Below are 11,895 nucleotides of genomic sequence, written 5' to 3'. Positions count from 1 at the left end.
CAGCTTTGTTGATGAATTGATTCTGAGAATGAAAATATCAGCACGCAGGAGGTGCCCGTAGAGAAGGAAGTGCTACGGCTTCAACCGTAACGGCTGAAAGATGAAACGCATATTGTTTGTCGGGATAAATCGGTTGCTCCGGGAGAATTCCTTCCTCCGGTTGTACGAACTGTACAAACTCAAAGTCACAGATGGGACAGTCAGAAGCATGTTTACCTCCAGTAATAACATATCCCGTTTGCTTCTCTTGCCGGCAAACGTCCGCTTGCGTATGGCGGTGAATGAATTTCACCGCAGTAGGGAACAGTAGCAGGAGAAGTTGCAGCCACGCAATCAGGATTATATGTCGTTTCCGGCTTTTCATCTTGCCTGCAAAGGTAGAAGGAAAACCGGTTGGATTTGGCTAATTCAATTTTAAATAGAGTGAATCCATCTGTATAAGACAAAAAAACACCCCGATACCTGTTAGATATCGGGGTAATCAGTTTATTGCATTTATTCGTTTGGTTATCCGATTTTTAATGTCTTTCAATCCTGAATCCGGTAATCAGTTGGTGGCTCTGTACGGTGCGGAATCCGAAATATCCTGACCGATAAGGGGCCGGGTCAGTATAGTCAAAGAGTTTTTCGCCATTCAATATATAAGTGACTCTATTTCCAACGACTTCAATTTTGATATCGTACCAGTAATTGGGCTTGAGCAAATGTGCTGCATCGGTGTATTCTTTGATGATGTCAGGACGTACTTTCCCTTGCCTGAAGCTGTCGTAATCGCCGTCGTATTTGCGAAAACGGGAGGTAGTGTTGTTGTTGCCGCCAAAGCCCACATAGTACATTTTCAGGGAATAATATTTTGAGAAAACGCCTCCCCGCCACTCTTTCCGGGCGAAGAAATCATTGGGATGTAGAGAATCCTGTGCCATCCAGAAGCTGTTCAGATCGCTGAGCCGGTCGTTGGGACCACCATTCATGATGAATAGTGCTTTGTAACTGATGCTGATGTCTCCCGAGAGCGGCTGATTGTACCAGAGGGTAATGCCTTTGGGGGAATTTATTTCGACGGTGTCTTTTGAAAATCTCACTTTCGTTTGGGGAGATTCCTGCTCGATGATCCAGTTTTCGGGCAAAAGAACGGATTTTATTTTCTTTGCAGAAATTGACTGAGTAAGAATCAGGCAAATGATGGCAAATGCGACTTTGTGTATAAGTCGTCTGGAGAATGATAAGCTGGTGATATTGTGCATAAGAGTTTGCTAAATGTTTTAGAGTGGGTGCTCAACTACAGGGAACTATTTTCCCCATCAAATGGTCCGATGCCCGGAGGATTAAACAATCCCCAGTCATCCACAATATAATTCCATTTATCGAAGCCTGCCACCCAGTCGATGAAGAGCAGGCGATATTCCTCAATCAGTTTGCGCACGATATCGAAGTATTCGGTGTGCTCGAAACCGAACATCTCCAGTGTGTGATTCTGTACCATCAGGTTGCGGGCAGCTTTGCGGATCAGTGCGGCACACTCCATGCGCAGGTCATAGAGGTCGCCGCCCTCTGCACCCGCTACTTTGGAGGTCAGCATCAGTGCGTCCTCCAGCATGATTCGTTTGATGGTATTTAAGTGGTCTTCAGTTTCAGGGATTAGGTCGGTAATCTGAATGACCATTTCCAATATTTCATTCCCCTTTTGGAACAGGGGATGGCTGTCTATGTTATTTCGGTAATTCTCTTTGTCAAACATCGGTTTTATACTATCGGGTTTCTGCAAATATATTATTTCCCTTCGTTAATTCCGGCAATTACCTTTGCAAAGCGCTCCGGCAACCAGATATTCTGAATATCGTCAGAAACCGCCTGGGCAAATAGCGGTGCGATATCTTCAGGAGTATATCCTGCAATACCACATCCAATTTCAGTGACCAGAAAGTGGTAGTTCGGGTGTTGCCGGGCAAAACAGATAAATTCATCGACATAGGGTTTAATTTCCCTAACCGAGCCAAACATGGTCGGGATGGCATAGGTTTTACCTTGCAGACCGACTCCCTGTCCCATAATGGCGCCCCACTTCAGGGCCAGTCGTGCGGCTCCACCACCGTGCATGCCGTGGATATTACTGCCGAATACAAAGATTTCATTATCGGCAAGGGTGGTGATGTATGCCGGGGTGAGTCTCGGAAACGTCTTCATCGCTTATTGGTTAAATGTAAAGAAAATCATCTGATTATCCGGCTACTGAAAGTGGTATAGACTTCCAGAAGCTCTTCAGGTAAATATTGCAGTGCCTTGTTAATCAACGCATCGGGGATGCCGTAGTAAGCCTCTGCAATTGCTCCGGTAATGCAGGTCAACGTATCGCTGTCTCCGCCCAGTGAAATAGCCAGCCGGATAGCCTCTTCAAAGTCCGTACTATCCAGAAATGCGGTTATGGCCTGTGGTACGGTTCCCTGGCAGGTCTCATTAAACTGATAGGTTGGTCTGATCTGGTCTCAGGTTTTATCCAGTTCATAACCGAAACGAGCGATAATATCCTCCTTAATCACCTGTTTGCTTTTTCCGGAACGGGCCAGAAAGATAGCAACAGCTACAGCCTGTGCTCCTTTTACTCCCTCCGGATGATTGTGGGTGACCGCTGCGGAACGTTCCGCGAGATCTAACGTCTGCTCCAGCGTATTACAAAACCATCCTACGGGAGAGACGCGCATAGCCGAACCATTCCCGAAACTGCCGTAGGGCTTCGGTGCATCACTTCTTATCCAGCGGGCAAACGAACCACCGTAACCACCCATCGGATTGGGGTATTTGCGGCAATAATCAAGCAGGGTTGCCTGGTATTGACAGGCCTGCAAAGCTTCGTCATTCATCAACCAATCGGCTGTAGCGACCGTGCATATCGTGTCATCGGTATAGTCACATTCAGGATGAAACAGCTCAAATGCTTTGCTTTTAAAATCACGGAAATCAAATCGCGAACCTACAATGTCGCCTATAATTACTCCTAACATAAGTATAATTTAAGGTGAATCTCCATTTTACAGGTTATCTACAAAGGTATTTATAATTTATTGTTCAACCCGGATATGGCTTTGAAATCTATTTTTTCTGACCAATATCTTTCCTCCGAATAATTGCCGGTCACGCAAACAAAAGTAGAAATACATACGTTACGAAATAGTCATCAATATGCAATATGTCAACAGAATGTTGTAGCAGATCAATTGCTTATTAATGTCCGAAACAGGAATGAATACAAATAACGCAATTAAACAACGGATAATCCGATGGGACAGGCTAATTGTACTGCTTGTTACCACCATTTTTTGCGTTACAGCCTGTTCGGATTCATCCCGACATCCTTTGCAAAGAAAAAGCACAGTTACTCATTCTGAAACCATGAACCATCCCCATCTTTCAAACACTCACCCCAAAGATACTCCCGCTACAATCCGACTTTTTCTGTGTGGTGACGTGGCGACAGGAAGAGGAATTGACCAGATCCTTCGTTATCCGGTTTCTCCTGTTATTTATGAATCGTATGTACGCGATGCCCGTGATTATATCCGCATTGCGGAGGAGGTTAACGGACCGATACCACATCCCGTGAATAATTTCTACATCTGGGGCGACGGGTTGAAGGAATTGAGGAGATTCAGTCCTGATATTAAAATCATCAATCTGGAAACGGCCGTGACTTCCAGCGAAGAGTGCTGGCCTGACAAGGAAATCAACTACCGGATGAATCCGCGCAACATCGGCAGTCTTACTGCTGTCGGGATTGATTACTGTTCTTTGGCCAATAATCATGTCCTGGACTGGGGCTATACCGGACTGAAGGAGACGCTTGCAACTTTGAGAAAATCAGATATTCATTATGCAGGTGCCGGAGTAAATCTGGATGAGGCAGAGAAACCTGCCATCGTTTCGGTGAAGGGCAAAGGCAAGGTGATTATCTATTCCTGCGGAACGCTCTACAGCGGAGTTCCTGAAGAGTGGGCTGCTACTGCAAATAGAGCAGGAGTAAATCTATTGCCCGATCTGACGGAAAAGGTCTTTCAACGGATAAAGGAAAAGATTGAATCGGTCAGGAAGAATGGGGATATTGTTGTTTTTTCGATTCATTGGGGAGCCAACTGGGGATATGAAACGCCTGAAAGTTATGTCCGTTTTGCCCATCGTCTAATTGACGGAGCAGGAGTGGATATTGTCCACGGCCACTCTTCACACCATGCGAAAGGATTGGAAGTGTATAAAGGCAAACTGATTCTGTACGGATGCGGTGATTTGTTAAACGACTACGAAGGCATCGGTGGGGAAGAGGCCTACAGGCCGGATTTGGCTCTGATGTATTTTGTAGAAATAGATCCATCTACCGGGAAACTGGTCAATCTGACCATGTCTCCTATGCCGATCCGGAAGTTCAGGTTGAACAAGGCATCCCGAACTGATGCCCAATGGTTGGCTAAAATGCTAAACCGGGAATCTCAACTTTCCGGTGGGAAGATAGTATTGGACCCAAATAACAGACTTTGTCTGGTATGGGAGAAGTAGTACTGATTCAGATGAATATATCTTACATCATTAAAACTCAGGTGGTGGAATTTTCCCCCTTACAATATCCATAATCTCCGATGTTTCTGAATCGTCGGGTTTCTCACAGCCGCAATAATAATCTTCCAGAATGAAATTGCCCATTTGATTGCAGGTCTCGATTACTTTTTCAATAAATGAGGCGACGGAAATCGTTGTGGGCATCAGGATGCTGAACATAAAGAAATCATCTTTAGCCTCGTACCACTCAAGCTCGCAGCCAAGTTCCCGGGCAATATCGTTGGCTTCCGTTTCTATGTAAATGTTTTGCCAGTTTTTAAAATGCTGATCTTCTTCGCGGGGCAGTATCATGAAACAAAACTTCAGTTGGTCATTGTTTTTCCCGATGCCGGTATAGACAAAGTCTTCATCTTCAACCCCCAATTCCATTCGTAGGAAAAGAACAGACTCGCCTAATGCCAACTTAGCCCACTCTTCCAGTTCCTGTTCCGGATTTTCGGCGTATTTCTTCAGATGCTGATGTGCCGAAACCTTTCCGGAGTGAGCCAGGATTGCCAGAGCTTGTTTTTTGTCTGCAATTGTTTTATCCGGTTCAAAGAGAGTCTTTCCCCATTGCTCCAGTTCATCTTCTGAAAGCTTGTCGGGCAAGTTGTTGTGTACGTTTTCTATATAGTCAGGATGGGAATTCATACGCTTTGCTTTTATAGGAACTCATTTATTCTTAAAGATATATCCCATCAACCGGTCAACGTATTGCTCGATTGATTCGTTTTCATGGATTGGAAATGCTTCAAAGCTATTCTGGACCAGGTCGATATAATTTTCAACCTTTCTGAAATTGCTTTCCAGTAGATACTTATCTCCCGTTTCCCGATATTCTCCTTCGTCATTTACGACAAATTCAGAGAGGTATTTATTGCTCAGATAACGGAGTAATGCAACGATCACCATATGGGTTTTAACACCGGTGAACTGTGTTTTGGTAAACAGCATGTAAAGGAATTCTTGTTCCTGAGGGTTGGTAGACTGGCCGTATAGCTGTAAGTTGAGCGGATTGCTCATGCGACCGTTGGACAGAAACGAGAATTGCACCGCTTCACAATGGGGAGGGGAGAAGGAGATACCGTAGATGTTGTCGGTGATCGGATGATTTAAGGTCATACGATCACTATAAAGATCAACAGGAAATTCCCGCTCAAAAATAAAATATTCCCAACCTTGTGTCCGGGCAATGTCTTCGATCTCGTCAATCATTTCTGATAAGTTGGCGGCAGGATTGAATCGTCCGCGGTAATGAATGGTGATGCCCATGATTTTTATGATATTTGGTGGAAATCGTTGTGTTTAATGTTGAGGCAATATCAGTTTGTCGATACACCAGAAACCCCATTGATTGACCAACTCCATCTTTCCTTTCCCTGAATAACGAACCTTCTCTATTGAGTTTTCAATTTCTCCGGTAAAGTCACATTCGAACTGCACCCGGGCTTTTTCCAGATCAAAAAAGAGCTTCGTGATGGAGAATTTCCGGATGGTGAATGCTCTGAAGGAGGCTCTGAAATCAGTATGCCAGTTTCCTGCTTCAGCCTCTTTTGACAAGAAGGTTGTGTAATAGGTGCTTTTCTTGTCCAGGTAAATTCTGAAAAAGTCGATGCTGTGATTTTCAATGTCATAAGCATGATTGGGATGAAACTCTTCATACGTAAAGTGGGTGAACATCCCGGGGACTTTCATATTGTCGATCTCTTCAAGGAAGAGTTCTTCGGTGATAAACCGGTACAATTCACGATCTTCTACCTCACAAATAGTGTCCACAGTGAGGTTGTGTTGATTGAGTAATTCAAAGAGATTGTCCAGTTCTTCTCCGATTTCAGTATCGGGAATATCTTCCGACTTACGGTATTCGGGTCTTCCGATCATCTCGAAAAGTTGTATGGGTTCAGCATTTTCGAAGGCCTTCTCAAAGTTCAGTATATAATCCAGAAACTGTCCTTCAATCTCAGGTGAAAGGTTTTTGTTGCTTCCGGATAAATCTGCGCCATATTCCTGGCGAAGTTTTTCTTTTTTTATTTCATTCTCTTTTCGGAGTTGCTCTTTTTTATCGGGCAAGTCATCCGGATATTGATTCTTACTCATGATTAGATGTTTTGTGTTAAATAAATAAGTTCTGAAACTTTAGAGGGGTAATCCCGACCGATTGTTTTGGCCTGGATTTCTTTGAGAACCTTCCTTTTAATAGACTATCGTTAACCTGAAATGTATTGAAGATAAAGTCGTTCCTATCCGGGATAACTTTGTTTTCTGCTTTGATGTTCAAAGTTAACGTATTTTGGATAATGGAGAGGCTGTTGCGGATTAATATTGGTGCGGACGGGGAAGAATCTTTTTTTATCGGTGTATATCGATTCAAATCAGTGCTCTCTATGTGTCATACAGGGGGCTTCTCCGTACCTGTATATCTATTATGGTTCACTACAAAGTTAGTAATAATATATTTATAGCATAGATGTTATATACTTTTAAAAATATACTATATATATGCTATATCTAAGCTATATGTATGTTATATCTATACTATAATAGATAATATGCACCGGAGATGGTACGGAGAAAGAGCCCATTTGTAGAAACAAAAAAAGTTACTACCATCCGATCCGGGATGATAGTAACTTTATAAAACAATAGACGATAACTTATTCTCAGAATCAGAACCGGTTATCACCGTCAAGTAGGTTGCCCAGACCTCCCAGGATGCTGCCCTCTTCGCGTCGACTGCCACCTGCTTTGGGAGCAGAAGCGATGATGCGATCGGCCAGTCGGCTAAACGGCAATGACTGTACATAGACGGTGCCCGGACCGCGCAGGGTTGCGAAGAAGAGTCCTTCACCGCCAAAGAGTGAGTTTTTGATACCACCGATAAATTCAATATCATACTGCACATCGCGGGTAAAACCCACAATGCAACCGGTATCCACCTTCAGAACTTCACCGGCTGCAAGCTGTTTCTCTACCAGTGTGCCTCCTGAGTGCACAAAAGCCAGTCCGTCACCTTCCAGCTTTTGCATGATAAAGCCCTCACCGCCGAAGAGTCCGGTGCCGAGCTTGCGGGTAAACTCAATGCCTACCTGCACCCCTTTGGCTGCACAAAGGAAAGCATCTTTCTGACAGATAAACTTGCCGTCGAAGCGCGCCAGGGCTATCGGAATGATCTTGCCGGGATAGGGCGAAGCAAAGGAAACCCTGCTTTTGCCGTAACCGACGTTTTCAAATGCTGTCATAAATAGGTTTTCACCGGTGAGTACGCGTTTACCGGCAGAAAGTAGTTTTCCGAAGATGCCGGAATTGTTGTACGATCCGTCTCCGAATATCGTTTCCATGCGAATTCCGTTATCCATCATCATAAGACTGCCCGCTTCGGCTACCACTACCTCTTGCGGATCGAGCTCGATCTCAATGTATTGCATCTCTTCTCCATAGATTTGGTAATCTATCTCATGTGATCTCATAGGTTGATTGTGTTTATAGTTGTAAACGTTTGATTTCTGCATTCAGCATCGGCATAAGAGTCCGATGCTCTTCAGACAGCAAATATATATAAATTGACCTTACCCGCTAGATTCAGGTGCATTCATTTGGATAAACAGTAGGAAAACGCAAACAGACTCTTCCGGATGAAGGTAGAGTCTGTTTGTGAAAAGAGGAAATAGCAGTAAGCCCGTTTACCGAACGTTGTTGATGGCATTTTTAGCTGTGTCGTGTTTTGTCTTCAGGGTGTTACCTTTCACGGTAAATCCGATTCTTACCTGAGTTTTCAGCGTGTCTTTCAGTCCCGAAGTGGCTTTCTCCACCACTTTGAAGCTGATCTCGTAGTCCCCGTCAGAGAGCAGTAGTACATCGTCGCAATCGTTGTCAGGCAGTTCGGCAATCAGTTGCTGACTGGCGGAGGCAGTTCGTCCGGTAGCTGCATAGGATGCCGATGCTGCGCCACCCTCCGAACCCGCAAGAGTTGAAACAGACGAGACGGCAGCCGAAACAATAGAACCTCCCGGAAGGTTGGCGGCTGTGCTATTTGAGCTTCTCACCCAAAGGGCATCTCTGGCTGTCAGTTTGCTTTTAAGTGGTATGGCCTCCTTTTCGTTCAATTGTGAGGCAGTCTGTGTGCGGGTGTTGATCTGAATTGTTGTATTGTCAGGCATAAAAACCACACAACCTTCATCGGTCAGGCTAATGTGTATGGTTCCTGCCGCTGAAGAAGCCGCACGTTCACCGAATGTGGCGCCCTGTGTCTGTTTGGCTACCGTGACATTCATGGAAATACGATTGGGCATGCTATTGGGAATCTGTCGGGCGCTGACGATAGCTCCGCCCGGCAAAGCTCCACCTACCAGCGTTGCTCCCTGGTTTATAGCGCTTCCTGCTGCGTGTATGCCTTGATTGACCTTTTTACCAAATGTTGCCCCCTGCGTTTGTTTGGAGGTGGTAACTTTGGTAATCTGTTTATCTTTTGAGTTGAGGGTGTCACTCTTGCTTGTCAGGATTTTACTGTTTTGAGCCTGAGCAGAGATGCTGGTAACGAGCAATGATGCAACGGCAAAATGTATTGATCTCATAAAATATTGGTTTTTAGGTTATTTCAGATTGTACTGATAACAAAGTGGAAATAACAAATGTTTATGAGATGGATTTTAGGTGCGTTCTTCAAATACGTTTTCAGGTAAAACTATTGATGCAAAGCAATAGCCTAGAAATATACCGGAAAAGGGGTGACTCGAAAGAGAAATAGTCATCATCGGACATACCGATGGTGAAGTGGAATGACGTATTATGTTGGCAATAACCCCTTAAACTCAATGACAAGAAGTCATGATGGTGTTAATTCTCCCTGACGTCGGTAAACTCTTTTCTATAATATCCGATCATCCTGCCATCAATGTGGTATAGTCCGACAAACAACCTTTTGCCGTCGATGGAAACCCTTATGTAGGTGGGGCCGGACAATACAAACGGAACGCTTTTTTCGGGACCTCCACCGATCACGAGGGCATAATGGTGTCCGTTTCCGGGTTTTTTCAGCTCGGCATGGTGCGTATGTCCGGAGATCACCAGATCAACATTGGCTGTATCGAGAATAGACGCAAACTTATTCCTGATCTCAGTGGTTCCGTGACGTCCGTCTCCGCGATTTAATGAAACCGGGATGTGGCAGCAGACAATCCGGTGATCAGTATTTCTCCATTCTTCCGATGTGACAGCCTTTTTCAGCCATTCGGCCTCTTCACTACGGTAGTAATCAAAGTCGCTCAGGCCACTATATTGAGCGTTCTTGTCTTCCTTGTCTTCTCCGCTATCGAGGATCAGAAAACAGGTATTTCCCCATCGAAACAGGTAATAAAACTGACCGTTGGGCGTGTCGATATAGTTGATGAGGTTTCGGGCTTCGGCACCGCGGGTTTCGTGATTGCCGCGCACCATGATGAATGGTTTGTTTCCCGCCACTGAACCCAAAGCATTTCCGCAAATAAAGCTCAGAATCTCTTCTTCGGAAGAGGCGGTTGGCATGATGTCGCCATTATAAATAGCAAAATCGAAATCCGGATTGGCTTTAATTACAGAGTCCACATAATAAGGCTTGCCGTGAATGTCGTTAAAAACGAGGAAGTTGAAAGCAGAAACTTGCTTCCGGGGAAGAGTAAACGAGTGTAATGTGCTGATGATGGTATCGCCAAAGGTCATCCGGTAGGCACCGTATTGCTTGATTTCAACCGAGACAGCCCGGTAAAAGTAGGTCTTGCCCGGAGTCAGATTGTCCAGACGGATCTTTTGGACGGGTACATTCGCATCAATCAGTCCGTAATGGGTCGTTAATGCTTTATTATCCGGGCGATCGTTTTCTCCAAATAACAGATAAGAGGTGCACATCTTATTGGCTACCCACATCACCGTCACACCGGTTTCGGTCATGCGTTGCAGATAAGGTTGCGCTTTGAACCCGAATTTCAGGCTGTCCTGCGCAACAGTAACCAGGTACGTACCAAGGTATAATATCAGGAATAAATATGCCTTCATGGCTTTTTCTTTAGTTATATGAATATAACAACGAAAGAGCCGGATTTAATCTGTTTGTTTAACTTTTTTAGCCTCAAAGAGTTGTGAGGAAAAGTCTGAATAAGAACTTACTTTACAGATATAATAGCCTGTTTAAAGACCGGGAGTATTTACAAGCGAACTGTAAATACCCCCGGCAATTATTATTCAAATCAAATGTGATGAGCCATTAGAAACGCATAAAGAAATCCCACGTTTCTTTAGCAATCCAGTTAACATCAGAACCGGGATCTTTAGCGTTATCGGTATGACCACCCACGAATGAACCAAACATTACAGGATATTCAGCAGGAAGTCCTTTAAGTTCAGTGGTGACATGAGTAGGAGTAGTGGCTAATGGTAATTCCGGCAATTGTTTTAATCCGTTATCTTCGGCATGAGTCAATACACAATACTTACCCCCCTCCCTTTTTTCATCAGAGTTGACATACTTGCAAAGACCGTCCTGAGTACCTGTTGTGCTAAAGTAAGCCAGAGGTTTGTGTTTGTTTTCAGGAAGATAAATGTTCCAGTTGGCCGGTGCATAACAAGCCACAGCACGAAGATCGCTCTGGAATTCTAATGATAATGAGTAGGTAAACATAGCCCCAAAGCTAAAGCCGCAGCAAAATACGCGGGAGGTGTCAATGCTCAATTTATCCTTAAACAACTTAAGCATATCGGTAAAGAAGATATGATCTTTGTTATCACGTGTACGCCAGGGAGTTTGGTCGGTATATCCCTGAGGTGCAACGAAAATAACAGGAACATTCTCTTTTTCAGCATAGGTTTTAAGACCATAATAGTTATTATCAACCATTGTTTTCATACTTCCGCCCATCATGTGCATGGTAAAGATCAAACGGTACGTTTTGTTTTTGTCGTAGTTTTTGGGAATGTCAATGGTATATTGGCGTTCAAGTCCTGCACTGTTGATCGTGTAAATTCCGCTCTTAAAATCACCAAGGTCTTTGCCGTAGCCGGCGCTGTGAGTTGGTGCATTTTTTAGTTTACGTGCTGCTTCGACTGATTTACCTGATTGCGCATTGACCGCAAAAATTGAAGCCAAAAGGAAAAAGATTACAACTGTTTTTTTCATCGTTCATGATTTAATTAAATGATTCCTGGTTATTTCTTGTTACTTTTTATTCGTAAGACAATTGATGTTTGTTTTTATGTCTAAAGACTGAAGCAGGAACAAAGAAAGGAGCGAGTCTTTGTGTGGCATATTCCATTCTCAACAGGGCAAAGATAAACATAAAGTCACAG

At 44.1% G+C, this 11,895-nt stretch carries 12 protein-coding genes and 1 pseudogene; 1 reads left to right on the top strand and 12 read right to left on the bottom strand.

The window, feature by feature from the left end; all coding sequences use genetic code 11:
- Positions 1-37 precede the first annotated feature (37 nt).
- The 5 genes and pseudogenes from MLE17_RS01385 to MLE17_RS01365 all read right to left on the bottom strand — a co-directional run bounded on the left by MLE17_RS01385 (position 38) and on the right by MLE17_RS01365 (position 2,999).
- Positions 38-364: a hypothetical protein gene (locus tag MLE17_RS01385; protein ID WP_243345669.1), complete on the bottom strand. Its 327-nt coding sequence runs from the start codon at positions 362-364 to the stop codon at positions 38-40.
- Positions 365-518: 154 nt separating this feature from the next.
- Positions 519-1,244: a DUF6250 domain-containing protein gene (locus MLE17_RS01380; protein ID WP_243345667.1), complete on the bottom strand. Its 726-nt coding sequence runs from the start codon at positions 1,242-1,244 to the stop codon at positions 519-521.
- A 35-nt stretch (positions 1,245-1,279) separates the two neighbouring features.
- On the bottom strand, positions 1,280-1,738 hold the full coding sequence (locus MLE17_RS01375) for a hypothetical protein (RefSeq protein ID WP_243345664.1): 459 nt from the start codon (positions 1,736-1,738) through the stop codon (positions 1,280-1,282).
- Positions 1,739-1,770: 32 nt separating this feature from the next.
- Positions 1,771-2,184 (bottom strand): hypothetical protein, encoded by a 414-nt coding sequence (locus tag MLE17_RS01370; protein ID WP_243345657.1) that lies wholly within the window; start codon positions 2,182-2,184, stop codon positions 1,771-1,773.
- 26 nt (positions 2,185-2,210) lie between these two features.
- A pseudogene (locus tag MLE17_RS01365) lies at positions 2,211-2,999 on the bottom strand (ADP-ribosylglycohydrolase family protein).
- A 388-nt stretch (positions 3,000-3,387) separates the two neighbouring features.
- On the opposite strand from MLE17_RS01365, the gene MLE17_RS01360 reads away from it, so the two are divergent.
- Positions 3,388-4,542 (top strand): CapA family protein, encoded by a 1,155-nt coding sequence (locus MLE17_RS01360; protein ID WP_243345647.1) that lies wholly within the window; start codon positions 3,388-3,390, stop codon positions 4,540-4,542.
- 30 nt (positions 4,543-4,572) lie between these two features.
- Here the strand turns inward: MLE17_RS01360 and MLE17_RS01355 are convergent, their stop codons facing one another.
- The 7 genes from MLE17_RS01355 to MLE17_RS01325 form a co-directional block, all read right to left on the bottom strand.
- Positions 4,573-5,232 (bottom strand): hypothetical protein, encoded by a 660-nt coding sequence (locus MLE17_RS01355; protein ID WP_243345645.1) that lies wholly within the window; start codon positions 5,230-5,232, stop codon positions 4,573-4,575.
- Between the two features lie 21 nt (positions 5,233-5,253).
- Positions 5,254-5,853, bottom strand: coding sequence for a hypothetical protein (locus MLE17_RS01350; protein ID WP_243345643.1), 600 nt, complete (start codon positions 5,851-5,853; stop codon positions 5,254-5,256).
- A gap of 33 nt (positions 5,854-5,886) precedes the next feature.
- Entirely contained in the window at positions 5,887-6,678 is a 792-nt protein-coding gene (locus tag MLE17_RS01345) for a hypothetical protein (protein ID WP_243345641.1), read from the bottom strand.
- Between the two features lie 569 nt (positions 6,679-7,247).
- Positions 7,248-8,048, bottom strand: coding sequence for a TIGR00266 family protein (locus tag MLE17_RS01340; RefSeq protein WP_243345638.1), 801 nt, complete (start codon positions 8,046-8,048; stop codon positions 7,248-7,250).
- 213 nt (positions 8,049-8,261) lie between these two features.
- On the bottom strand, positions 8,262-9,152 hold the full coding sequence (locus tag MLE17_RS01335) for a hypothetical protein (protein WP_243345636.1): 891 nt from the start codon (positions 9,150-9,152) through the stop codon (positions 8,262-8,264).
- A gap of 262 nt (positions 9,153-9,414) precedes the next feature.
- Positions 9,415-10,608: an FN3 domain-containing metallophosphoesterase family protein gene (locus tag MLE17_RS01330; RefSeq protein WP_243345628.1), complete on the bottom strand. Its 1,194-nt coding sequence runs from the start codon at positions 10,606-10,608 to the stop codon at positions 9,415-9,417.
- A 208-nt stretch (positions 10,609-10,816) separates the two neighbouring features.
- On the bottom strand, positions 10,817-11,725 hold the full coding sequence (locus tag MLE17_RS01325) for an alpha/beta hydrolase family esterase (protein ID WP_243345625.1): 909 nt from the start codon (positions 11,723-11,725) through the stop codon (positions 10,817-10,819).
- Positions 11,726-11,895 lie beyond the last annotated feature (170 nt).

This window comes from Parabacteroides sp. FAFU027 (assembly GCF_022808675.1).
In the GTDB taxonomy this organism is placed as follows: domain Bacteria; phylum Bacteroidota; class Bacteroidia; order Bacteroidales; family UBA7332; genus CAXXIC01.
Note: the sequence above shows the minus strand (reverse complement) of the source record. Positions and strands in the feature narration are given on the sequence as shown.

Coding starts and splice junctions, on each gene's coding strand:
- MLE17_RS01350 (WP_243345643.1), bottom strand. CDS start 5,853: ATGGGCATCACCATTCATTACCGCGGACGATTCAATCCTGCCGCCAAC.
- MLE17_RS01325 (WP_243345625.1), bottom strand. CDS start 11,725: ATGAAAAAAACAGTTGTAATCTTTTTCCTTTTGGCTTCAATTTTTGCG.
- MLE17_RS01355 (WP_243345645.1), bottom strand. CDS start 5,232: ATGAATTCCCATCCTGACTATATAGAAAACGTACACAACAACTTGCCC.
- MLE17_RS01330 (WP_243345628.1), bottom strand. CDS start 10,608: ATGAAGGCATATTTATTCCTGATATTATACCTTGGTACGTACCTGGTT.
- MLE17_RS01340 (WP_243345638.1), bottom strand. CDS start 8,048: ATGAGATCACATGAGATAGATTACCAAATCTATGGAGAAGAGATGCAA.
- MLE17_RS01345 (WP_243345641.1), bottom strand. CDS start 6,678: ATGAGTAAGAATCAATATCCGGATGACTTGCCCGATAAAAAAGAGCAA.
- MLE17_RS01360 (WP_243345647.1), top strand. CDS start 3,388: ATGAACCATCCCCATCTTTCAAACACTCACCCCAAAGATACTCCCGCT.
- MLE17_RS01385 (WP_243345669.1), bottom strand. CDS start 364: ATGAAAAGCCGGAAACGACATATAATCCTGATTGCGTGGCTGCAACTT.
- MLE17_RS01375 (WP_243345664.1), bottom strand. CDS start 1,738: ATGTTTGACAAAGAGAATTACCGAAATAACATAGACAGCCATCCCCTG.
- MLE17_RS01370 (WP_243345657.1), bottom strand. CDS start 2,184: ATGAAGACGTTTCCGAGACTCACCCCGGCATACATCACCACCCTTGCC.
- MLE17_RS01335 (WP_243345636.1), bottom strand. CDS start 9,152: ATGAGATCAATACATTTTGCCGTTGCATCATTGCTCGTTACCAGCATC.
- MLE17_RS01380 (WP_243345667.1), bottom strand. CDS start 1,244: ATGCACAATATCACCAGCTTATCATTCTCCAGACGACTTATACACAAA.